General features: G+C 46.8%; 25 protein-coding genes. 19 read left to right on the top strand and 6 right to left on the bottom strand.

Annotated features, from left to right (window positions below; genetic code table 11):
• Positions 1-22: 22 nt before the first annotated feature.
• The 8 genes from CHI14_RS09760 to CHI14_RS09730 all read left to right on the top strand — a co-directional run bounded on the left by CHI14_RS09760 (position 23) and on the right by CHI14_RS09730 (position 8,299).
• Entirely contained in the window at positions 23-1,294 is a 1,272-nt protein-coding gene (locus tag CHI14_RS09760; RefSeq protein WP_481856397.1) for a sulfotransferase family protein, read from the top strand.
• On the top strand, positions 1,291-3,228 hold the full coding sequence (locus CHI14_RS09755; RefSeq protein ID WP_095288245.1) for an asparagine synthase-related protein: 1,938 nt from the start codon (positions 1,291-1,293) through the stop codon (positions 3,226-3,228). The genes CHI14_RS09760 and CHI14_RS09755 overlap by 4 nt, the downstream gene beginning before the upstream one ends.
• Positions 3,229-3,283: 55 nt before the next feature.
• A complete protein-coding gene (locus CHI14_RS29680) occupies positions 3,284-3,415 on the top strand; it encodes a paeninodin family lasso peptide (protein ID WP_127536564.1) in 132 nt (43 codons plus the stop codon).
• Positions 3,416-3,552: 137 nt separating this feature from the next.
• Positions 3,553-4,497, top strand: coding sequence for an HPr kinase/phosphorylase (locus CHI14_RS09750; RefSeq protein WP_095288244.1), 945 nt, complete (start codon positions 3,553-3,555; stop codon positions 4,495-4,497).
• A complete protein-coding gene (locus CHI14_RS09745; protein ID WP_095288243.1) occupies positions 4,494-4,793 on the top strand; it encodes a lasso peptide biosynthesis PqqD family chaperone in 300 nt (99 codons plus the stop codon). Before CHI14_RS09750 ends, CHI14_RS09745 begins: the two co-directional genes overlap by 4 nt.
• A 4-nt stretch (positions 4,794-4,797) precedes the next feature.
• Positions 4,798-5,280 carry a lasso peptide biosynthesis B2 protein gene (locus CHI14_RS09740; protein WP_095288242.1) on the top strand — a complete coding sequence of 161 codons (483 nt, stop codon included), beginning with the start codon at positions 4,798-4,800 and terminating at the stop codon, positions 5,278-5,280.
• Positions 5,270-6,460 (top strand): nucleotidyltransferase domain-containing protein, encoded by a 1,191-nt coding sequence (locus CHI14_RS09735; RefSeq protein WP_095288241.1) that lies wholly within the window; start codon positions 5,270-5,272, stop codon positions 6,458-6,460. The genes CHI14_RS09740 and CHI14_RS09735 overlap by 11 nt, the downstream gene beginning before the upstream one ends.
• A 3-nt stretch (positions 6,461-6,463) precedes the next feature.
• On the top strand, positions 6,464-8,299 hold the full coding sequence (locus tag CHI14_RS09730; protein WP_095288240.1) for an ABC transporter ATP-binding protein: 1,836 nt from the start codon (positions 6,464-6,466) through the stop codon (positions 8,297-8,299).
• A 109-nt stretch (positions 8,300-8,408) separates the two neighbouring features.
• Here the strand turns inward: CHI14_RS09730 and cysC are convergent, their stop codons facing one another.
• Positions 8,409-9,044 (bottom strand): adenylyl-sulfate kinase, encoded by a 636-nt coding sequence (cysC, locus tag CHI14_RS09725; protein ID WP_095288239.1) that lies wholly within the window; start codon positions 9,042-9,044, stop codon positions 8,409-8,411.
• Between the two features lie 148 nt (positions 9,045-9,192).
• Between cysC and CHI14_RS09720 the strand changes: the two genes are divergently transcribed.
• Both CHI14_RS09720 and pdaA read left to right on the top strand, forming a co-directional pair.
• Complete coding sequence (locus CHI14_RS09720; protein ID WP_095288238.1) at positions 9,193-9,591, top strand: hypothetical protein; 399 nt, start codon at positions 9,193-9,195, stop codon at positions 9,589-9,591.
• 120 nt (positions 9,592-9,711) lie between these two features.
• Complete coding sequence (gene pdaA, locus CHI14_RS09715) at positions 9,712-10,494, top strand: delta-lactam-biosynthetic de-N-acetylase (protein ID WP_095288237.1); 783 nt, start codon at positions 9,712-9,714, stop codon at positions 10,492-10,494.
• A 102-nt stretch (positions 10,495-10,596) separates the two neighbouring features.
• Here the strand turns inward: pdaA and CHI14_RS09710 are convergent, their stop codons facing one another.
• Positions 10,597-11,445: a DegV family protein gene (locus tag CHI14_RS09710; protein WP_095288236.1), complete on the bottom strand. Its 849-nt coding sequence runs from the start codon at positions 11,443-11,445 to the stop codon at positions 10,597-10,599.
• A 53-nt stretch (positions 11,446-11,498) separates the two neighbouring features.
• On the bottom strand, positions 11,499-11,933 hold the full coding sequence (locus CHI14_RS09705) for a hypothetical protein (protein ID WP_095288235.1): 435 nt from the start codon (positions 11,931-11,933) through the stop codon (positions 11,499-11,501).
• A gap of 281 nt (positions 11,934-12,214) precedes the next feature.
• Between CHI14_RS09705 and CHI14_RS09700 the strand changes: the two genes are divergently transcribed.
• Positions 12,215-12,601 (top strand): DUF423 domain-containing protein, encoded by a 387-nt coding sequence (locus tag CHI14_RS09700; RefSeq protein WP_095288234.1) that lies wholly within the window; start codon positions 12,215-12,217, stop codon positions 12,599-12,601.
• A 138-nt stretch (positions 12,602-12,739) separates the two neighbouring features.
• Here the strand turns inward: CHI14_RS09700 and CHI14_RS09695 are convergent, their stop codons facing one another.
• Entirely contained in the window at positions 12,740-13,315 is a 576-nt protein-coding gene (locus tag CHI14_RS09695) for a hypothetical protein (protein WP_095288233.1), read from the bottom strand.
• A gap of 336 nt (positions 13,316-13,651) precedes the next feature.
• Between CHI14_RS09695 and CHI14_RS09690 the strand changes: the two genes are divergently transcribed.
• Positions 13,652-13,954: a YunC family protein gene (locus CHI14_RS09690; RefSeq protein WP_095288232.1), complete on the top strand. Its 303-nt coding sequence runs from the start codon at positions 13,652-13,654 to the stop codon at positions 13,952-13,954.
• Positions 13,955-14,114: 160 nt separating this feature from the next.
• Here CHI14_RS09690 and mtnA read toward each other — a convergent pair whose 3' ends face one another.
• Both mtnA and mtnK read right to left on the bottom strand, forming a co-directional pair.
• Positions 14,115-15,188 carry an S-methyl-5-thioribose-1-phosphate isomerase gene (gene mtnA, locus CHI14_RS09685; RefSeq protein WP_095288231.1) on the bottom strand — a complete coding sequence of 358 codons (1,074 nt, stop codon included), beginning with the start codon at positions 15,186-15,188 and terminating at the stop codon, positions 14,115-14,117.
• 22 nt (positions 15,189-15,210) lie between these two features.
• On the bottom strand, positions 15,211-16,428 hold the full coding sequence (gene mtnK, locus CHI14_RS09680; protein ID WP_095288230.1) for an S-methyl-5-thioribose kinase: 1,218 nt from the start codon (positions 16,426-16,428) through the stop codon (positions 15,211-15,213).
• A gap of 297 nt (positions 16,429-16,725) precedes the next feature.
• Here mtnK and CHI14_RS09675 point away from each other — a divergent pair, with 297 nt between their 5' ends.
• The 7 genes from CHI14_RS09675 to sufB all read left to right on the top strand — a co-directional run bounded on the left by CHI14_RS09675 (position 16,726) and on the right by sufB (position 23,434).
• Positions 16,726-17,187 (top strand): Dps family protein, encoded by a 462-nt coding sequence (locus tag CHI14_RS09675; protein WP_095288229.1) that lies wholly within the window; start codon positions 16,726-16,728, stop codon positions 17,185-17,187.
• A gap of 138 nt (positions 17,188-17,325) precedes the next feature.
• Positions 17,326-17,901 (top strand): DUF1802 family protein, encoded by a 576-nt coding sequence (locus tag CHI14_RS09670; protein ID WP_095288228.1) that lies wholly within the window; start codon positions 17,326-17,328, stop codon positions 17,899-17,901.
• A 365-nt stretch (positions 17,902-18,266) separates the two neighbouring features.
• Positions 18,267-19,049 carry a Fe-S cluster assembly ATPase SufC gene (gene sufC, locus CHI14_RS09665; RefSeq protein ID WP_095288227.1) on the top strand — a complete coding sequence of 261 codons (783 nt, stop codon included), beginning with the start codon at positions 18,267-18,269 and terminating at the stop codon, positions 19,047-19,049.
• A gap of 24 nt (positions 19,050-19,073) precedes the next feature.
• The gene (gene sufD, locus CHI14_RS09660; RefSeq protein WP_095288226.1) at positions 19,074-20,378 is read left to right on the top strand and encodes a Fe-S cluster assembly protein SufD; all 1,305 of its coding nucleotides are present in this window, start codon (positions 19,074-19,076) and stop codon (positions 20,376-20,378) included.
• Positions 20,375-21,595, top strand: coding sequence for a cysteine desulfurase (locus CHI14_RS09655; RefSeq protein WP_095288225.1), 1,221 nt, complete (start codon positions 20,375-20,377; stop codon positions 21,593-21,595). The genes sufD and CHI14_RS09655 overlap by 4 nt, the downstream gene beginning before the upstream one ends.
• Positions 21,585-22,016 (top strand): Fe-S cluster assembly sulfur transfer protein SufU, encoded by a 432-nt coding sequence (gene sufU, locus CHI14_RS09650; protein WP_095288224.1) that lies wholly within the window; start codon positions 21,585-21,587, stop codon positions 22,014-22,016. The genes CHI14_RS09655 and sufU overlap by 11 nt, the downstream gene beginning before the upstream one ends.
• A gap of 20 nt (positions 22,017-22,036) precedes the next feature.
• On the top strand, positions 22,037-23,434 hold the full coding sequence (gene sufB / locus CHI14_RS09645) for a Fe-S cluster assembly protein SufB (RefSeq protein WP_095288223.1): 1,398 nt from the start codon (positions 22,037-22,039) through the stop codon (positions 23,432-23,434).
• The last annotated feature ends 60 nt before the right edge of the window (positions 23,435-23,494 follow it).

The raw sequence follows: 23,494 nt of genomic DNA, 5'->3' as shown, positions 1-23,494 counted from the left end.
TTATATTCGGACAGAGGAGGGGATGCCGGTGGTAGATGTTCAAGGTAACGGACTTGTCTTATTACTCTGTGTCCCTCGTAGTGGAAGCTCATTGTCCACCGTCATGCTGCAGAACCACAGCCGCATATTTGCAACACAGGAAATGTGGTTTCTGATGAATCTGGTGGATCTGTCGAAAGCGGATGCTCGTCCTTACGGAGGAAGCCCCATTGTTCGTCAATTCTATAGTTCCATGGTCTCAGATGATGTATATGAAAAGGCATGCAGGAGCTTTGCCCTTGAAATATATAACGGATTTCTGCAGGGGAATGCAGCAGATTTCGTTGTCGATAAATCTCCGCGTTATTACTATATGCTCGAATGGCTGGATCGACTTTTTCCAGAGTCCAAGCGTATCCACCTTCAGCGTAATCCACTCTCCATCGCTGCTTCCTACAAGAAAGTTAATCGTAACCAAGGAGAAGGGTTTGATCTGGTCAGCATTCTAAAAAGCCCCCATTTGAATATGAAAGCCGTTGATCTTACGCTCGGCTTGCTTCGCTTAAATGATTATTTTGCAGTAAAGCATGCAAATGCACACGAGCTTCGTTATGAACAGCTGGTCTCCAAGCCTCAAGAAGAAGTCGAGAAGTTATGTGAGTTTCTCGGCGTTGGATATGAAGAGGGCATGGAGCAATATGGCCTTCATGTAGACAGTTCGAAATCCAACATGTTCTACAGTATGGGAGTCGGAGACCCGTTCTTGTCCACGCATCAAGAAGCACACAAAAATTCTGTTAACAACTGGAAAAGTATACTAACCACAACTGAAGTCGAAGCATATTGCCGCGTTCTGGGAGCAGACGTGTTCCATCGTATGGGTTACTCAGAACAGCTGCAAGAGGCAGAACAATGGACAGGAGTCCGTTATGAAGCAGCCCCGGACCAGGAAGTCATTGAACGACTTAGCCATCAGTTTATGGAAGCAACGGGTTGCAGATGGAAACCGCATTACAGCATACAGGGGTCCCCGTCCGTAAGTACGACGAGAGATGAGATGTACGGAGCAGCCCACCGTTCGGAGTCCGATACAGATCCAACCTTAGCTGCGCTGGCCACAATCAGACAATTGGAAGCAGCACTTCGTGCAGCAGATAACCGCCTGGAGCGAGGATACAGTGAGCAGGAACGATTGAAGAAGCAGCTGGCTTCTGCTCATCGCAAGCTTCAGCGAATTAAATCCTGGATTCCATTTGGTAACCAAATCAGTGCGTGGGCATCCCAGCGCAAGATACTTCGGGGAGGAAAGTCATGAGTGCCATAGCGGGAATTGTTCATACCGATGGTCAGGAAGCGTTTTGGGAAGATAGCTGGCGCCTGTACGCGAGCTTGGGACATATTCCGGCGGATACAACCGGGGTTTGGAAAGGGAACCAGGCATTCCTGAGTTGTCATGCTCAGTGGATTACACCCGAGTCAGTCCATGAGAAGCTGCCTTTGGTTGATGAGCTCAGTGGTCTCACGATAACCGCGGATGCTATTTTGGATAACCGGGAGCAGCTCGCTGATCAGTTATTCATCTCCAGAAGCCAGTTGTCCGCCCTCTCGGACAGTGAACTGATCTTGCGAGCCTATCAGCAATGGGGTGAACAGGCAGCCAGCAAGCTGATTGGGGACTTTGCTTTTGCAATCTGGGACGACCGCAAACGGACATTGTTTGCAGCGAGGGATATTACCGGCATGAGGACGTTGTATTATCGGCATGACGGCAAACGTTTTTCATTTTGCACACTCATTGGCCCTTTGCTTGATCTGGAAGGAGTCACCAAGGATTTGAATGAGACCTGGTTATCCGAATTTCTGGCCATCCCGGAAATGCATGGCTCGGCAGATATTCATATGACGGCATATTGTGGAGTGAACCAGTTACCTCCTGCCCATACCCTAGTCTTTCGAGCGGCCACTTTTAAAGTGGAACTGAAGCAGTATCATCGCTGGGACGAAGTAGAGCCGCTGCTTCTCAAATCCGATGGGGAATACGTTGAAGCATTTCGTGATGTATTCACTCAAGCAGTCAGTGCCCGCTTACGAACCCATCGGCAGGTAGCAGCTGCACTAAGCGGTGGACTGGATTCTGGTGCTGTTGTCGGCTTTGCTTCTGGCTCCCTGCGCAGTCAGGGGAAAAGACTGAATGCGTACAGTTACGTGCCTGTGTCTGATTTTACGGATTATACTTCCAAAACGCTGCTCGCAGATGAACGACCTTTCATTCGCTCCACAGTGGATCATATCGGGAATATATCGGAGAACTATCTTGATTTCGAGGGCAGAAGTCCTTTTAGTGAGATCGATACCTGGCTGGACATGATGGAAATGCCTTATAAGTATTTTGAAAATTCATTCTGGATCCGAGGGTTTTACGAAAAGGCAAGCCAGCAGGATGCAGGTGTTCTCCTTACAGGTGCCAGGGGGAATTTCACCATTTCCTGGGGGCCTGCACTGGACTATTATGCCAGTCTGATGAAGCGCGGCCGCTGGATCCGCATGCTGCAGGAGATGAGGCAATATTCCCAGCGAACAGGCATGAAATTTTCCAGAATTGCTCGTATTACCGCACAAAAGGCCTACCCGGAACGTTTCCATACGGCCTCGAAAGGGGCTGCCAATGTCGCGACCACCCAACTTATACATCCGGAATTTGCGAGCAGAACCGGGGTGCTGGAGCGACTCGGATCACTGGTTACGCTTCAGGGAGGCGCTAGAGCAGATGCGCTGAAAGTAAGAGCCGAGAAATTCAACAATCTGGCCATAGCAAACAAAAATGGAGCAGTAGCTACCAAATGTTCCTTGCGTTACCGGGCATGGGAGCGTGATCCCACCAGTGATGCCCGCGTCATTCAATTTTGCCTATCGGTGCCCATCGAACAGTATGTCAGCAAGGGAACAGATCGCTCCCTGATCCGGCGTGCAACTTCACCTGAATTGCCTGACAAGGTAAGACTCAATCAACGTGTTCGCGGCATACAGCCCGCGGATTGGCTGCACCGGATGATCCCTGATTGGGGAGCTTTTACCGCAGAAGTGCAGACGCTTTGTTCTGATAGTCGTGTAGCCGGCATATTAAACACCGACCGGATACAATTGGCCCTTAAAAACATTCCACAGCCACGGCCTGAACTTGCTTCTCACCCGGATATGCGTTTGATGATGCACAGCCTGATCGTATACCGCTTCATCCGCAAATTTTAAACGTTAGATTTACATACTAGGCAGCATTGTAGACTCTTGAAAGGAGGTGACAACAATGGAAAAGAAAGAATGGCAAGCACCTGCACTGGAAGTGTTGGAAGTAAACCAAACTATGGCTGGAACTGGATTCAGACAAATCGACTGGATCTCCGAGCACGATGCTGATCTCTACGATCCAACTTCCTAAGTTATTAAGTTTTAAGAAGAGCTATCATACTTAAAGGGCGGAAAGACAACATCATCTTTTCGCCTCCGCCCTTATATTTGATTCCTATGAATATAAGGGCTTTTTTACATTCCGCATTGCTAAGGAGGAGTCATTCATTGTTGCCTGTGCAGTATGAAGCATATGGATTGCGTTGGCTAAGCCAATTTCAAATGCCAGAACTCCAGATCGTGCAGAACAGTAGTCAGGATGCTGGTGATATTGACGTACATATCCAGTCTGCCGATTTAACCGCGCTTTGGGAAGCGTGGAATGTGGGGAATGAAAATTTCGTATCTCGTGACGGCAGTCTTTTTTTTCGAATTGAAGATGCAGGCATCTTCCTGATTGAGCAAGGACGCAGAATTATCGTTAACCCTAAGCAGAACGCTGATGAAAAAAAAGTCCGCTTGTTTATTCTAGGTACTTGCATGGCCGTCATCATGATGCAGCGGGGCATCCTGCCACTACACGGAAGTGCTGTGGTTATTGATGGCTGGGCTTATGCATTTGTGGGGCATTCAGGTGCTGGGAAATCCACTTTATCGGCAGCTCTGGCTTCACGCGGGTATCCGCTTCTAACCGATGACGTCGTTGCATTAACCTGGGATGCCGGAGGAAGAGCAATTGTATCTCCAGGGTATCCACAGCAGAAGCTGTGGCAGCCCAGCCTGGATGGGTTTGGTATGAAAGAAGAGAATTATGCCACCGTGCATGCCGAGATAACGAAGTATGCGATACCGGTTAAACATTATTTTCATGAGAGAGCTGTCCCGCTTGCCGGCATTTTTGAGCTAAATCCCAAACCGGATGACGTAAGGAAGCCCATTCAATTGACGCAGGTTCACGGACTGGAAAGACTTCATCTGCTGTGTACACATACCTTCCGAAGTACTCTTGTCGCAAGACAAGGCCTTGCACAGTGGCTGTTCGAGACCGTTTCCAGATTATCAGCGAGCATAGAAATTTGTAGATTGACGAGGTCAGGTTCTGATTTTACTGCATTTGAGATGGTTGAACGGATCACAGATCATGTACGCAAAGGAGTGCACACAGAACAATGAAAAGTACAAAACAATTCGATTGGAAAGATCGTGTGAAGCAGAAGGAAGGCAATCTTGTCAGTGATATGGGCGGAGAAAAGGTCATGATGAGTATCCAAAGTGGAAAATACTACAATCTGGGCAGTACAGGCGGGCGCATCTGGGAACTGCTGTCTCAGGAACGGACAATCGCCAACTTGGTTGATGTTCTGGCTTCCGAATACGAGATTGATGCAGATACATGTCATGCGCAGGTCATTCCGTTTCTTGAGCACATGTCCCGTGAGGGATTAATCGACGTTGTTCACGAGGATTAAGATAATGCTGCGCAAAATCAAAGCTTATCGTTCATTGCCCCGTGAAGTCAGGCTAATGGTATGGGAGGCTTACATTCATTTGGGGTGGGCACGAATCCTCAAAGCCAGACCTTTTGCCAAAATCGCCCCTGGGCTCGGCACAGCACAATATGAAACCTCGATGAACGGTTTGAATCGAAATCAGATTATAGCGATTAGACATGTTTCCAAGGCCATTTTGCTGGCGAGCAAGTACACATTATGGGAAAGCCGCTGTCTAGTCATGGCGATCGCTGCAATGAAGATGCTGGAACGCCGCAAAATAGAGAGTACGCTGTACATGGGAACTGCGCGCAATAAGCAAGGACAAATGATGGCTCATGCCTGGCTGCGAAGTGGGAAAATTATCGTAACCGGAGCAGATACTATGGACCAATATACGGTTGTCGGCGTGTTTGGCAAGCGTTGTCCGGAGAAGGGAACTGGAGAAATTGTCTATGAATCCTGAATTTGATGACTACACAAAAGGGTTTCCGCAGGAGCTCAAGCTCATTTTGACAATCATGAAAGATGAGCTGCACGGACTTGCTCCAGAAGAAGTCAAAGCTATAACCGAAGGAATAGACTGGAAGCTCTTTGTACGACTTGTCTATCATCACAGATTGTACTCGGTCCTATATATGAAACTCAAAACATTGGAATCTCCCTTCATTCCTACGTCTGTTGTGGAGAGTTTAAGGCAGGAATATACGGCGAATACGTTTCGCATGCTGCATCTGACCGCGGAGATGGAACAGGTCTGCGGAGCTTTTAACGAACAGGGAATTCGGAGTATTACGTTAAAAGGGCCTGCACTCGCCCACGATCTCTACGGAGATGTATCCTTAAGAACATCCAAGGATTTGGACATTCTCATTCCTTTTGATGATGTGGAGTCTGCCGAACAGATTCTGGAAAGGCTCGGTTATGTATCCAAGGAAGGCAAACCGCGCCCGACCGTGCAGAGCTGGAAGTGGCGGGAGCATCATATCTGTTACAAGCATCCTCTCAAGAAAACTCAAGTGGAAATCCACTGGCGGCTTAATCCGGATTCCGGAAAAGAAACGGACTTTGAGTTGCTGTGGCAGCGGAGTCGGTTCAGTACGTATACACAAACCCCGATCCGCATGCTGGAAAGAGAAGACTTATGGGCATATCTGGTAACTCACGGCGCCCGACATGGCTGGTTCAGACTGCGCTGGCTCATGGACATCGATCAGATGATTCGCAGTATGCCTGTAGATGTAAATCTGTTAACCAGACGCCTGAAAGCGGAAGGGCGGCTCGTTATTGGTGCCCAGGCGCTTCGCCTTGTATCCGTGCTGATGAACACACCACTGGATACCGATTATCGCAGCTTAATGTCCTCTCAAGAACGCGCAGGAGAACGGCTGGCTAAACATGGTGTTTTATTTATGAATGATATGTTGGACACGCCGGCGAATTTACGTAGTTACCGCTCCTATCTGTTTGCACTGAGAAGTACCAGACAGAAAATGTTTTTCTTCATTGAACGATTATATCCAAGTACCTGGGATGTGGAACAAATGCCGCTTCCTCGCTCTTTGCACTTTCTGTATTTTCCGTTACGTCCTTTCCTCTGGTTCTGGCGGCGAATGAAAAGGAACGCGATGACGGAAAGGGGTTAACGAATGATTTCAGAACTTCGATTTTATATGCGCAAGCTTCGTGAGGTAACAGGACCCATTCTCTATTGGAACTTACTAGGCATGATCTGCATTAGTTTGATGGAGGGAATTGGCATTTATATGTTAGTCCCCATGTTAAGTTTGATCGGTATATTTGAGATGGGTACAACCGGTATACAGTTATCCTGGCTGTCCGAATGGTTAGGTCGTCTTTCCGACAACAGTCAATTAGTATTGATATTGAGCATTTTCGTGGTTATCCTCTCCGGACAGGCCTGGCTCCAACGTATGCAGACGATTCGAAATACCCGAATTCAACAGCAGTTTATAAGAACCTTGAGACAGGAAACGTATCGGGCCATTATTATGGCCAAATGGTCTTTTTTTCTCCAAAAACGAAAATCCGATTTTAACCATATATTAACGACAGAACTTGCACGAGTCAGTCAAGGCACGAATCTGATCCTGCAAATGGCTGCGTCCTTGATTTTTACAGCTATTCAGATTGGGCTCGCTTTTTGGCTATCTGCGAAGTTAACTGCAATCGTACTCGTCTTTGGACTTCTGTTGTTCTTCGTGCTCAAGAAGTTCGTGCAGCGGGCCAAGCAGATCGGTGATCAGACATCCGAGTTATCCCAGCACTATTATAATGGTATTACAGAGCATTTTAACGGTATCAAGGATATCAAGAGCAACATGCTTGAGGAGTCGCATATCGGATGGTTTGAAAAAATATGCAAACGCATCGAGCGAAATGTCATTCAATTCAGCCAGTTGAACAGTGGAACACAGCTCATTCACCGCGTATCCTCGGCTGTTATTATTGCCGCCTTCATCTACCTGTCACTGCGTGTTCTTGCTGTACCTCCGGCGAGTTTACTGCTGATCATTCTCATTTTCTCCCGGCTGTGGCCCAGGTTTACATCCATTCAGTCCAATCTGGAGTATATTAGCTCAATGCTGCCCGCCTTTCAGCTCGTCAGAAAGCTGCAGGCTGAAACGAATTTAAGTCGTGAAATTAGTAGTTCTACCACAGGTGCAGGAGCTTCAAACCGGACTACCAAAAAAGACATTCATCCGATTCAGCCGCTTGGTCTTATGCGATCCATCGAATGTATACATGTCAATTACCGCTATGAGGGCAGTTCATCTTATTCGCTCGAACATGTTAGTGCATCCATTCCTGCGAAAGGGATGACAGCCATTGTGGGTAAATCAGGTGCTGGAAAGAGTACCTTGATTGATCTTATTATGGGGCTGGTCCGTCCAGAAAGTGGGCAAATTCTCATTGATGGTATTCCACTGTCTGAGGAGCAGTTATTGGCGTGGAGAAGTTCAATTGGTTATGTGTCCCAGGATCCATTTCTGTTCCATACAAGCATTCGTGAGAACCTGCGACTGGTTGACCCTGACGCGAGTGAGGAACAGATGTGGCAAGCCTTGCAGTTTTCCTCCTCAGCAGCATTTGTCCGCAAACTTCCTCACGGATTGGATACGATGATTGGAGATCGTGGAATTCGGTTATCCGGGGGGGAGCGCCAGCGTCTTGTACTGGCAAGAGCGATGCTGCGTAATCCGTCTGTACTCATTTTGGATGAAGCCACAAGTGCGCTGGATAGTGAGAATGAGCAGCACATCCATGAGGCGCTTGAACGACTCAAAGGACATGTTACCATTATTGTAATTGCCCATCGGTTGTCCACGATTCGAACAGCAGATCGGGTGATTGTACTGGAGGAAGGCCGAGTAATCCAGCAGGGAGGGTATCAACAATTATCCGCTGACCCGGTAGGAACCTTCAGCAAGTTGTTGAATATGCAGGCCGGTGTTGTAGGCTAGTAACAGATCGATAAAATCATACTCACGCACATTCCAAAAAGGCACAGGATCGTCGTCACTGTGCCTTTTGTCTGTAATGGGTCCATAACTGAATCCATACGTATTCGGATTAAATCTGACTGGTAGTGGGAGTGAGAGGAAGCTGAAGTGCACCTGTCAATTCCAGGTACTGCACAATCTTTTGAACGGCTTCGTCCAAAGGCAGTTGTTCCGTATCAATAATCAGTGAAGGATCCTCTGGAACATCATAAGGTGCCGAGATTCCGGTAAAATGGGGGATATCCCCACTGCGAGCTTTTTTGTACAACCCTTTTGGATCGCGCCTTTCACATTCTTCGATGGAACACTGCACATAAATTTCAATAAAGTCTTCAGGTTTAAATAATTGTCTGACCATTTCCCGATCCTGTGCATGAGGAGAAATAAAGGCTGAAAGAACGAGTAATCCGGCGTCCACCATCAATTTGGCCACTTCACCAATGCGGCGTAGATTCTCTTGTCGATCTTCCGATGTAAAACCAAGATCGCGATTGAGCCCATGACGCACATTGTCTCCATCAAGTACATAACAATGAACGCCTCGGTCATGCAGATGCTGTTCCAAGGCAAATGCAAGTGAGGATTTACCAGCACCGGATAATCCGGTAAACCACAACGCGCGGCTGCGATGTCCGTTATGTAATTCCCGTGCATTCCTGCTTAAACTCGATTGCTGCCAAGTAATATTGCGCTCTTCCTTCGACATGGAAATCCGCCTCTCCAACTCATGATATGTAATATATTTTAACATATTTAGAATAATATAGCACTATCTTTAGTGATCTGAGGTTTAGCGTGAACTTCATCATTTTCGGGTATAGAAGTAGTACACCCATAGCAGGAGGAAGAGCAATATGAACGAAAAAATACAGAACATACAGGTTAGCTTTCAATGTGCGGACTGTGAGCATGACATTCTTGTGAGTTTTGCTGCACAACAGATAAGTACCGTACGATGCTCCGGGTGTAATAGGGCTTACACCTTAATGAAACCAACGATTGGTGAAGAGATATTACTCGATTGGGAGCAAGAGGCGCTATATCATAAGATGCGGGCAGATCGTTCTGAGATGGATTACGACAGCATGTCGGCACTTATTATTAAGGTTATCGAACTGCTGACCTGGCGTGACCGTGGTGACGGGCAAACGAAGGCGATCGAAACAGTCCGGGAATGGTTGTCCTCCAGCGGCAAGCCGCAAACCTTAATTGAGTTGCTGCATCAACCCGAACAAAACAACAAACGATTCTAATACGGTCATGGCAAGTGTCATGGAAAAGGTACATACATTCGCTGTTCCGGTGGCATATTACCTGAAGGGGCTCGTGATTGGAAGCGACAACCCATTATTCAGGAACAGGAGCGGTTGAATATGAAGCGACTGGTTTTATATATGCTGTTGACTGCCGTATTGGCGTTCAGCATTTTTCCGGTGCACACTGAAGCATCGCCCGTTACCGGAGCATATCACTTTGGCTTTAAGAGAAGCCAAAACGGGCAGCTGCCCTCTATTGACCAGGAAGGTTTTAAGTCGATCCTGGAAAATAATGAAGCCATCTTTTTGGGGGATACCAAACAAAAAGAATTGTATCTCACGTTTGATAACGGATATGAGAATGGATTTACACCTGCCATTCTGGATGTGCTGCGTGATAAGAAAGTTCCTGCTGCATTTTTCGTCACTGGTCATTATTTGAAGGATCAGCCGGAACTGGTAAAGCGCATGGCAGTTGAGGGACATATTGTTGGCAACCATTCCTGGAGCCATCCGGATATGACCCGGGTATCCAACGAAAAGCTGAAAACGGAGCTTGAACAGGTGAAAGCGGAAGTGAATCGTTTAACCGGCCAGCAAGCCACTTTTTTGCGTCCGCCGCGTGGTATATTCAATAACCGAACGCTTGCGGAGAGCCATGCTCAGGGGTACATCAATGTGTTCTGGTCACTGGCTTACAAGGACTGGGATGTCAATGTACAGCGCGGAGCTGACTATGCACGTCAACAGGTGCTCAAACAATTACATCCTGGGGCTGTTATTCTCCTGCATTCCGTCTCCAAAGATAACACAGAGGCACTGGGCTCGATCATAGATGAAGCACGGAAACAAGGATATGCGTTCAAGAGCTTGAATGACTTGAAAACAAAAAGTTATTAGTGGTAAGGAGCAATGTAAAAGGGCATCCGTGGCTGCATGCAGCTAGGATGCCCTTTATGCGCTGGTTATCGTCGTTTAACCAACGTAACGTGAATTGCTTTATTACAAAACCGTGTTATAGATGATACCTATTGTTTTGGGCCCGCAATGGCTGCAAATTACACATCCTGCTGTAGTTAATTCAACCCGTCCACCCGTTTGTTCCTGCAGGGATTTCTGCAGCTCAAGTGCATCCTCTTCAGCCATGGTATGTACAACAATAATTAGGTCTGTGTCGATCTGATGCTTTTCGGTGAGTGTATTTTGCAGCATTTGATCCAGCGCCTTTTCCCTTTTTCCACGGACTTTGTAGGCTGGTGACATCTTGCCATCCGTTACGCGAATGACGGGGCGAATCTTGAGCAGGCTTCCAATCAGATTTTGCATGCCTGAACAGCGTCCACCCTTGTGCAGATATTCCAAAGTATCAATCACAAATTCGGTCCGTACATTGGGCTTCACTGCTTCAACCAAATGAGTGATTTCTTTCAGGCTCTGACCTTTCTGCGCAGCATGCACTGCCTTCATGACAAGCAGTCCAATTCCGGAGGAAAGATTAAGTGAGTCCACAACAGAGATGCGGCCTTCGGGGAACTCTGAACTTGCCAGCAGTGCGTTTTGATAAGTGGATGAAAGCTCAGAAGACAAACTGATATACAGGATGTCGTCCCCTTGTTCTATGTATGGTTGAAAAGCCGTCATGAAGTCAGCAGGGGATGGAGCAGCCGTTTTGGGCAGTCGTCCGTCTTTGCTGACGCGCTCATACAGCAGTTCAGGTGTGATCTCAACACCATCCTTCAGGGATTCATCACCGAATACAACGTACAACGGAATAATCCCGATATCGTGAGTCTTAATCCAGTCTGGATTCAGATCACTCGTGCTATCTGCAAAAATTTTGATTCTTGACATGTCGATCTCCTTTGGATACGAGAATTTGGCTAAATGGTTGTGGTCTGGTTGGTTTACGTCATATAAATGCCTGCCAGAATAAGTCCTGCAAATGTAAGGATCATGATACCATTAAGGATTGTACCGATAATGGGAAATACCTTTTTACGATTTTTAAGCACAAGGCCGATGACTCCGAGAATAAGACCGGCCAGATTTAGAACAAGGCAAACCAGGATAAACAGGGATGCCAGCAACACAGCTGGATGCAAAGCAATTTCCTCAACCTGCACAGGTTGTGTTATCGTCCCAAGAGCACTGCTGAGTGCAATGGTGGCGAGGAAGAAGGTCAAAATAAAACCCAAGAGTGCTACCAGTCCAATGACAAAACTTGCGATACCCGGACCTGAATGTTTCGTTCTGTTCAGTACGGGATCTGTTGCATCTGCCGGATTGGTCGTAAAAGGATCATTGCTTCCGGCTTGTTCATACGTATTTTGATGTTCCATTAATATCATATCCCTCCCTACTCGTTATTGATTGTTATTAACCTCATATATGCATGGTGATTCTCCTGATGGTTACAGGAGTACAGACCCTTTTACTTTTCCACAACTACCGATAAAAATCAAGGTTTCTCTTTACTTTATGCCCCATCAGACGAACCTTTCGATCTACATCTCAACGCCATATGTATGGAAGCTCATAACATCCCACTGAACTGGTAAACAGCTCAGAGATTCGCTAAAATAAGCATTAGTGTGACATGACATAAGGGGAGAGAAGTGAAATGCAACGAGTATGGATGACAGTTGGAGCCGTAATGACAATGCTGTCTGTAGCGATTGGCGCGTTCGGAGCCCATATGCTTAAGGAAAAAATCGGCGCAGATGCCATTGCCGTATATGAAACCGGAGTGCAGTATCACATGATTCATGCCCTGGCCCTGTTGATTGTTGGGTTAACAGCTGGTCAACTTGGGGGGTCCTCCAAGCTAAAATGGGCAGCGCGTCTTTTGTTTATCGGTATTATTGTGTTCTCCGGCAGCTTGTATGTACTTAGTATTACGGGCATCAAAGTTTTAGGTGCCATTACACCTATTGGTGGAGTTGCTTTTATTGCTGGATGGCTGTTATTTGCCTTAGATGTGTGGCAACGAGGGAAAGAGCGCTCCTAACTAGGGTGTGACTACCCAACTGGTCAATTGTCCGCTGGAAGTAGGAATCAGCTTACATGAGAATGGAAAAAGCAGCTTACGAGGAATGGTGTGAAATTTCCACGTAAGCTGCTTTTTTGGTTTGCGTTCGTAATGGATCTACAAAAACTCGTCAATTTCATTCGTTCGGAATGAGTAGACCTGTTTTTCATCCACATGGTAGACACTTACAATGCTGTTATCCCGATCAAAATTCAAAATGCGGCATGGAATACTCTGATGTTTGCCGTTCTTGTTGTTGACCACAATTCGGGTAAGCCGGTTTTCCTTAATGAGGGTATCAATCCATTCATCAAAGGAATTTCCCTGAGAAGAACTGGCCGACTCTGGTGCAGCTGAATTCTGAGAAGAAACCGTTTCCTTTTGGTCTTGTGGTTTTGCCGAGTTTGATGAATTTGTTGATTGATTCGATGGAGCTGTTTTCAGTCCGCTCAATTGAGATTTTTTCCGTTCGTGGTGAAGGGAGGTGATCGAATCTTTCCTGGACTGGATCGTTGCTTCAATAATCTTGCCAAGCTCTAAGCCAGATTGAATGCGAAAGTCCGCAATTTGTTCCTCTTTGTTCATGAGCTCCAACAGGGACTGTAGCGCCAAGGCATTCGAGCGGCTTTTGATAAGAATGTCGACATTAAATAAAAAGCCAACTTCTTCTCCGTTGGATAAGGTTTCCTTCATTCATCCCAGCCCCGTTTGTAGATATGTCAGTCGATAAATACGCTTCAATTCACTATATCATTAATGTGGCAATAATCATAGTACTAGAGGCACAGAATATAACGAGCAGCACTGCGGGGCTGATATAGTTTTCATATGGCCAGATACATATTCTGCATCTATTTAATTTTATGGGATGTCGTGAGAAATTGAGTATATATCTTAAATGATCCAATTTAAATTCAAAGTGAGCATTTTAAGCCTTTTAGTTTGTTTTCCGCAGGTGTCCACACCGAGACTCGGAATGGGGCATACAATTATCCTGACCTGCGGGAATAGGAGGTGGATCGTGAGATTATGGTGAGCATGGAGCCGATTGTAGTTGGAGAGCATGTGCTGGTTGGGGTGGAAGTGAAGTTACCCAAAACGACGTTACTGACAATCAACACATCCAAAGGATATATCATGTGTGGAGCACTTGATGTCGGATTACTTAACGAAAAGCTTGGGGATCGCAAAATTATTGCAGCTCGAGCGGTTGGTGTGCGAACACTGGAACAGCTGTTACATGCGCCGATGGAGTCCGTTACAACCGAAGCTGAAGCGATGGGCATAACGGTTGGTATGACAGGTGTAGAGGCATTGCTGAAGATGATCTGATCCGGGATAACGTCAGATGAAACGGAAGTGAGCAGCTGAGATTGATTGGAAACAGTGCTGTTTATGGCTCGACTGAAGTCTGCAAGGGTTTTATAAGAAAAAGTAAAAAGGGCCACTTAGGGGCCCTTTTTTATGTGCAGCATCTAAGTCAGATGCTACTTTATACTTCTTCCTTGGCAAACAAGGCAGCCAGGTTTTCTTTGAACGGAGCACGCACGACACCTTTTTCCGTAATAATTGCTGTTACATACTCATTAGGCGTTACATCAAATGCAGGGTTAAATACTTTCACCCCTTGTGGTGCTGTACGTTTGCCAAAGCCTTCGGTTACTTCCTCGGCAGAACGCTCCTCAATCGGGATGAGATCCCCGGAAGGTGTGGACAAGTCAATGGTGGACAGCGGGCTGGCTACATAAAACGGAATATTGTGCGCTTTGGCAAGCACTGCTACGCTGTATGTTCCGATTTTGTTCGCCACATCGCCGTTTGCCGCGACGCGGTCTGTACCAACGATAACGGCTTGGATCCATCCTTTGGACATCACCATACCTGCCATATTGTCACATAGAAGGGTAACATCGATACCCGCTTGCTGCAGTTCAAATGCGGTAAGCCGTGCACCTTGAAGAACAGGACGAGTTTCATCTGCAAAAACTTTGAGTTGAATGCCACGTTCCTGAGCGAGATACATTGGCGCGGTTGCCGTGCCGTATTTGGCTGTGGCAAGTCCACCAGCGTTGCAGTGCGTAAGCACACCCATACCATCTTCGAAGAGTGGAAGGGCATGTTCTCCGATCATCCGGCAAACCTCTTCATCTTCTTTTTGAATCAGGAGAGCTTCTGCTTCGAGTGCAGCATTGCTATCTTCGATACCTGTTCCAGCTTCAGCCAGATCACTTGCCTTTTGCATCATTCGATCCAGTGCCCAGAACAGATTCACCGCTGTTGGGCGTGAAGTGGCCAGATGGGCGCAAGTGGATTTTACATGATCAAGCCAGCCTTGAATGAAAAGTCCATCGTAAGCTTTAGCCCCCAACACGACACCGAACGCAGCAGCGATTCCGATAGCTGGAGCACCGCGGACTTTCATCGAGTGGATCGCTTCCCACACTTCTTCAGGCGTGTATAGCTTAAGCATTAGAATCGTTTCGGGCAGAAGGCGTTGATCAAGCATTTCAAGCTTGTCCTGTTTCCAGTTGAGGGAGGACAGAGGCTTATGTTCAGGGGTTGTCATGGATGTTCCTCCGTTCCTAAGTTTAAACTTTGATTGAGGAGATGGCTGTGGACACAAGGTCCAGCACTTCACCAATGGTATTCAGTCGACGGTTGCTCTTGATTAACGTTTTACCAATAGCAAGTGCTTTGCGCTGAGCACGTTCACGTTCTGTAGCATCCTGAATCGTATCAATATCTGCCACGTGGGCAAGGCCGACAATGCGGCGTACCATTTTCGCACCCGCGAAGCCAATGGAATCTCTGAACAATTGTTGTACATAAAGGTCTTGATATCCCGGGGCCTTCGCCATTGGATCAACGAGATCAGATTCCCATAATGCACGGAAGCGGGTCTCAAATTCATTCCATACATCACGAACCATATCAAGCAACAGCGTTTCACGGTCACGCAGTGCGTTTTCATCCTGAATCCAACCTGGCAGAGAAGCATAGTTCAAAAACAGGTTGGCGAGTACAGCACCCACGTCGAATCCCATTGGACCATAGTAGGCAAACTCGGGATCAATAACTTTGGTCGATTCTGGTGTGACAAAAATACTTCCCGTATGAAGGTCACCATGAAGCAGAGCTTGTCCATGGGTGAGGAATTTTTCCCGAAGCAGGGCCACTTCCAGATGCAATGGTCCGTCTGTGCGAAGGGCTTCAGCCTCGTCCTCAATGGAAGCTTCATAATTGTTTTTCTCAGCGATCCGATATGGTTCGTCAAAGATCAGATCTTCCGTGATTTTACACTGATCCGGATTCACGAATCGACCCTGCTTTTCCTTCTTCAACTGTTGATTCATGCCGAGATCGGATGTGAAGAAAAGCGTTCTTGCCATGAATTCTCCAATATGCTGTGCGAAGAGAGGGTATGTGCCACCTTCAATGAGACCTTTGCGCATAATCACATGATCACTGAGATCTTCCATAACCGTCAACGCGAGATGATCATCATAGTGGTACACTTCTGGCACCATTCCTGGGCAGAGACGATACTCTTCCTGGAGAATTTCACGTTCAATCCGGGCACGAACCAGAGACAGAGGCCAAGATTCGCCAACGACTTTCGCATAAGGAAGGGCCTGTTTGATAATGATACTTTTATCGGAGTTCTGATCCGTGATATGGAAAACCAAATTCAGATTACCGTCTCCGATCTCACGGCATTCCAGATTCGCATCTGCCGTAAATGGACCCGGTAAGGTTTTGGCCAGCTCGATTGCTTCTTGGGGGGTTAACGAGTGATATTGAGACAAGGATGCCACCTCCATATATATGAAGAAACAGGAAAACCCACTTCTTTGCTTGGTATAAGTCAGTATATCGGAATTAACCCGTTTTTTGTACCCTTTTTTTAAGGCGAGCCCTGTTGGACTTGTTTCGAAGCGGGTGTGCCAGGGTAAAAACAAATAGGCCGGACGGTTCACAATTACCGCCTACAAGGCCAGCCGCTATGCAGCGGTGACGAACTGTTTAACTCTCTGTTATGTAAGGCAGATTCATCTGTCAACACAACATAATAGACTAATTTTATAATAAAGGATGGGATTCACATGGCTACAAAAAACAAAACAGATCAAGCGAAATCAGTAGAACAAGTACTTAATCGTCAGGTAGCTAACCTGAACGTCCTGTACGTCAAAATCCATAACTATCACTGGTATGTAAAAGGACCAAACTTTTTCACGCTTCATGTGAAATTTGAAGAGTTCTATAATGAAGTTACTGTACAAATGGATGAAATCGCTGAGCGTATTCTTACGCTTAAAGGCAGCCCTGCAGCTACCATGAAAGAGTACCTTGAGCTCGCTTCCATCCAGGAAGCCGCAGGTGGCGAAGATGCAAAAACAATGGTCCAAAACCTGATCGAGGACTTTGCTACGCTGTCCAATGAGTACCAGGAAGGTATCGAAGTAGCGGAAGCTGCAGAAGACCAGCCGACATCCGACATGCTGACCGGTTTCAAAGCCGATCTGGAGAAACACATGTGGATGCTGCGTTCCTTCTTGGGTTAAGACATAATTATAGAGCCTTATAATAAAGTTAATGTCTTCTTTAAAGGAACACTTCCCTAACCCTTGATCTTAAGCTGTTGTCAGGAACAGACAAAGCGTCTATACTGCTGACAAGACAGATTACGGGAGGAGATCCGCATGTTAGGTGCAACGATACCTGCATTAAAAGAGTGGGCTTCCGCAATTAAAGCGCTGGAAAGCGGTCGCCAGATTCTGGTGATGCGCAAAGGCGGTATTGTGGAGGAAACCAGACATTTTGAGCTGAAAAGTCCGGCATTTTATCTGTATCCGACTTATGAACATCAGCGTAAAGAACTGATTAAGTCCTCCGATCATTCGTATGTTGAAGAATCATTGGCCGAATGGGTGCCCGAAGCTTCGACAATCCGCATCACTGCATATGCCGAAGTGATACAGGATTTGGAGATCAGAGATCAGGAAATGCTGGACCGACTTCATGACTTTCATATGTGGACATCGGATTTTGCCGAAGACCGCTTGAAGTGGAAACGGAAAGATCCGTTACATGTATTGATACTCCGTGTGTACCGTTTGAATGAACCGATGGAAATACCGGTGCTGCCCGAATATAATGGGTGCCGTTCCTGGATTTCCATTCCGAATGGTCCGGTGCCGCGCGAAATGACGCCGGTGGTGGATGTTGCGGATTTTGACGAACAGGTACAGAAGATTAACGATATGCTCAAAATATAAAATGAAATAAGGAAGGGCTTGTCCAGATTATGGATAAGCCCTTTTTGGCAGATTAATATGGAATGAAATAATGAATTACAGTGATTTTTCTCACTGTGAGTTGGAAGAAATAACGGTTTCTCATTTGATTCAAACCCGCTTTTATTATAGAATCAGGTAGAAACATGTTTCCTGAGAGGACAAGTGTTCTCGGAAATGACTTGATAATCAATGAGAATCAGTTTAGAATTATTCTAAAGTGATTATTGCTTTGGAAATTGCGGTACTTGTAGAAATTCAGGGGAAGCCCTGTTCAGATATTTAATAGGCGCTTTTTCGTTTTCGACAGCAAACATCAATTTAATCAATGGAGGGAAACAATACACATGGCTACGAATTTCGTCATTGAAGGTCTGAAAGCGACGATCGAAGGTAAAGAAATCCTGAAAGGCATTAACCTGGAAATGAAAGGTGGAGAAATCCACGCAATCATGGGTCCGAACGGAACAGGTAAATCCACATTGGCATCGGCTCTGATGGGTCACCCAAAATATGAAGTAACTGACGGTACAGTAACCCTTGATGGTGAAGATGTATTGGACATGGCAGTAGATGAGCGTGCGCGTGCAGGTCTATTCCTGGCTATGCAATATCCGAGCGAAATCGCAGGCGTAACGAACTCCGACTTCCTGCGCAGTGCAATTAACGCACGTCGCGGCGAAGGTAACGAGATCTCCCTGATCAAGTTCATTCGTCAAATGGAAGGCAAAATGAAAGAACTCGACATGAATCCAGAGTTTGCACACCGTTACCTGAACGAAGGTTTCTCCGGTGGTGAGAAAAAACGTAACGAAATTCTGCAAATGATGCTGCTCGATCCAAAAATCGTAGTTCTTGATGAGATCGACTCCGGTCTGGATATCGACGCTCTGAAAATTGTAGCAAATGGTGTAAATGCAATGAAGAGCGAAGATCGTGGATTCCTCATCATCACTCACTATCAGCGTTTGTTGAACTACATCACACCTGATTATGTGCACGTTATGATGCAAGGTCGTATCGTGAAATCCGGCGGACCTGAACTAGCTCACCGTCTGGAAGCAGAAGGATATGACTGGGTTAAGGAAGAGCTGGGAATCACGGATGAAACTGTAGGCCAAGAAGCGTAAAGACAAAACGGAGGAGGATAATCGATGACTACACAAACAATTCTTCCGGTTGAATCTGAAGCGCTTCGCGCCTTGTCGGAAAGTAACAACGAACCCGGCTGGTTGACCGAGCAGCGGCTTGAAGCCCTTAAGCTTGCAAGTGGTCTTGCGCTTCCGAAACTGGAAAAACAAAAAATCGAACGCTGGAATGTCAGCGAATATGGCACATATAAAGCAAGTGAAGCTATTTCTTCTCTGGAAGAAGTACCTGCTTCGATTAAAGATCTCGTTCAGGATCAAGCTGAAGGCAGTCTGGTTATCCAGCGTAATTCCAGCACAGTATACTCCAAGGTATCTGCTGATCTGGCAGCCAAAGGCGTTATTTTCACGGATCTGGCTACTGCGGTTCGCGAGCACGGTGATCTGGTAAAACCTTATCTGAACACAGCTGTGAAGGCAGATGAGCATTCCCTTGCCGCTCTGCATGCGGCCCTCTGGAACGGTGGAGTATTCCTTTATGTTCCTAAAAATGTGGAAATTGAAGTTCCGCTTCAAGCTGTTTTGCTCACAGATGATGCAACTGCCACATTTGCACCTCATGTCCTCGTTGTTGCTGAAGCGAACAGCTCTGTAACTTACGTCGACAACTATGTTTCCGGCGAACTGTCCGCACCTGTTTTCCATAACGGTGTCGTGGAAGTCTTCGTAAAATCCGGTGCAAAAGTACGTTTCGCGTCTGTTCATCAGCTGTCTACGAATGTTACTGACGTTTCCTTCCGCCGTGCAGTGGTCGAGAACGATGGCACAATCGAGTGGATCGTTGGTGAAATGAACAACGGCGATACAGCCAGCAACACGATGTCCGTGCTGAAAGGCAATGGCTCCAGCTCGGATTCGAAAGTCATCGCTGTTGGTTCCGGATCTCAAAAAATCAACTACACTACAGAAGCTCGTCACTTCGGCAAAAACACGCCGAGCCAGATGATTACTCGCGCAGTTATGCGTGAAGAAGCTTCTGCCATTATCAACGGAATCACGAAGATTGAGAAAGGTGCAACCAAAGCGGACGGTCAGCAAACAGAGAAAGTACTGATGCTGAGCCCGAAAGCACGCGGAGATGCCAACCCAATCCTTCTGATCGACGAGGACGATGTTACAGCAGGTCACGCGGCTTCCGTAGGTCAAGTCAATGCTGAACAGATCCATTACTTGATGTCTCGCGGGATTAACCGTACGGATGCTGAACGTCTGATTATCTACGGCTTCCTGGCTCCGGTGGTGGCGGATATTCCTCTGGAAGCACTGCGTACCCAGTTGCAGTCCCTTATTGAACGGAAACTGGGACAATGAACCCGTCCATCCGCGAGCAGTTCCCGATCCTCCACCAGGAAATTAACGGACACCCGCTCGTATATTTAGATAACGCAGCGACTTCCCAGAAGCCGCTGGCCGTTATCAATGCGATTAAGCATTATTATGAATTTGAGAACTCCAATGTGCATCGCGGTGTGCATACACTTGGAAGCCGGGCTACGGATGCCTATGAAGGTGCACGCGAGAAGGTCGCCAAGTTTATCAATGCACGTCGTACACAGGAGATCATTTTCACCCGTGGGACAACAACAGCCCTCAATTTGGTGGCTTCGTCCTACGGCCGGTCTGTCTGCAAAGAAGGCGACGAGATCGTTATCACACCGATGGAACATCACAGCAACCTGATTCCTTGGCAGCAGGTTGCCAAGGAGACAGGTGCAACATTGAAATACATTCCGCTTCAGCCGGATGGCAATATCGATTTGGCAGATGTGGAGAAGACGATTACGAACAAAACAAAAATTGTAGCAATCGCATATGTATCCAATGTCATGGGTGTCATTCATCCGGTAAAACAAATTGCTGAAATTGCACACCGCAATGGCGCTGTCATCGTTGTAGATGGCGCACAGAGCACTCCGCATATGAAGGTGGACGTACAGGATCTCGACTGTGATTTCTATGCATTGTCTGGTCACAAAATGTGCGGACCAACCGGGATCGGTGCACTTTACGGCAAAAAGGCGCTGCTGGAGTCCATGGAACCGGTTGAGTTCGGCGGTGAAATGATTGATGATGTTGGTCTCTATGAATCCAATTGGAAAGAGCTTCCGTGGAAGTTCGAAGGCGGAACCCCTATTATTGCAGGTGCGGTTGGTCTGGGTGCAGCCATCGATTTTCTGGAGCAGATTGGCATGGATGAGATTGCCCATCATGAAAGTGTATTGGCAGCTTATGCAACAGAACGTATGGCAGAGATTGACGGGCTGACCATCTATGGTCCAGCGAAACGTCATGTTGGTGTGGTCACCTTCAACCTGGGGGATGTACATCCACATGATGTGGCAACTGTACTGGATGCGAGTGGTGTAGCCATTCGTGCCGGACACCACTGCTGCCAGCCGCTTATGCGCTGGCTGCAAGTCAGCTCAACAGCTCGTGCAAGCTTCTATCTATATAATAATGAACAAGATGTGGACCGGCTTGTCAGCGCCTTAATTCAGACAAAGGAGTATTTTGGCGATGCAACTTGATGATCTGTACCGGCGTGTCATAATGGACCACTACAAAAACCCGCGTAATCGCGGAACATTTGATAATGACGCTGTCACGGTGAATTTGAACAATCCTACGTGCGGCGACCGGATTTCATTGCAGCTTTTACTGAAAGACGGAATCGTCCAGGAAGCCAAGTATACGGGAGAAGGCTGTTCCATCAGCATGTCGTCGGCGTCCATGATGACCGATGCTGTCAAAGGCAAAACGATGGAACAGGCGCTCGATCTGGCTGACCGTTTTTCCTCACTGATGAAAGGGGAAGAAGTCGATTTCGACGATTATGAAGATCTCGAAGCCCTATCCGGTGTGAACAAGTTCCCTGCACGCATCAAATGTGCCACTCTGGCCTGGAATGCATTACGCAAAGGGATTGACGAAGAGGACAATGTACAATAACGATAGGGAGGTAGAGCAAGATGGCTAAAAAAGCACCAGAAATGGAAGAGTATAAATATGGTTTTCGCGATGAGCACAAATCCATCTTTCAAACCGGTAAAGGTCTGACTGCAGAAGTCGTTACCGAAATTTCCCGGATTAAAAACGAACCGGAGTGGATGCTCGAGTTCCGCTTGAAAGCTCTGAAACAGTTCGAGAAAATGCCAATGCCAAAATGGGGCGGAGATCTCGATGAGCTGGATTTCAACGATATCCAGTACTATGTTCGTCCTTCTGAAAAACAAGGTAAAACATGGGAAGAGGTTCCTTCCGAAATCAAGGAAACCTTTGATAAACTGGGTATTCCTGAAGCAGAGCAAAAGTTCCTTGCAGGTGTATCCGCTCAGTACGAATCTGAGGTTGTATACCACAACATGCAAAAAGAACTGGAAGACCAAGGCGTAATCTTCATGGATACCGATACGGCTCTTAGAGAGCACCCGGAAATCCTTCGTGAATACTTCGCTACGGTAATTCCGCCAGCGGACAACAAATTTGCAGCACTGAACAGTGCTGTATGGTCTGGAGGAAGCTTCATCTACGTGCCTAAGGGCGTTAAATGTGAAGTGCCTCTGCAAGCCTATTTCCGGATTAACTCCGAGAATATGGGACAATTCGAGCGTACACTTATCATTGCTGACGAAGACAGCTTCGTTCATTATGTTGAAGGCTGTACAGCTCCAATTTACAGCACGAACTCACTCCACAGTGCCGTGGTTGAGATCATCTGTAAGAAAAATGCCCGTGTTCGTTACACTACGATTCAAAACTGGGCACCAAACATCTACAACCTGGTAACCAAACGTGCAGTTGCTGAAGAGAACGCAACAATGGAATGGGTCGATGGTAACATCGGTTCCAAACTGACAATGAAATATCCAGCCGTTGTATTGAAAGGCCGTGGAGCAAAAGGTTCCGTACTTTCCATCGCTGTAGCTGGCAAAAATCAGCATCAGGATGCAGGTGCGAAAATGATCCACTTGGCTCCAGACACGACTTCAACGATTGTATCCAAATCCATCAGTAAGCATGGTGGTAAAGTAACCTACCGTGGTCTGGCTTCCTTTGGTCGTCAAGCAGAAGGTGCCAAGTCCAATATCAAATGTGATACGCTCATCCTGGATAATGAGTCCACATCGGATACAATTCCTTACAATGAAATCATGAATGACAACATTATGCTGGAGCATGAAGCTACGGTATCGAAAGTATCTGAGGACCAACTCTTCTATCTGATGAGCCGTGGTCTGACCGAAGCTGAAGCAACACAAATGATCATCATGGGCTTCATTGAGCCGTTCACGAAAGAATTGCCAATGGAATATGCGGTAGAAATGAACAGATTGATCAAATTCGAAATGGAAGGATCTATTGGATAACCCTTGTGGGGCAAGGGCTATCCGGTATTCTGGGGCGTCACAGTCCTAAATTGGTCCTAA

Origin of the sequence: Paenibacillus sp. 7516 (assembly GCF_002272715.1) — a bacterium.
Classification (GTDB): domain Bacteria; phylum Bacillota; class Bacilli; order Paenibacillales; family Paenibacillaceae; genus Paenibacillus; species Paenibacillus illinoisensis_A.
Note: the sequence above shows the minus strand (reverse complement) of the source record. Positions and strands in the feature narration are given on the sequence as shown.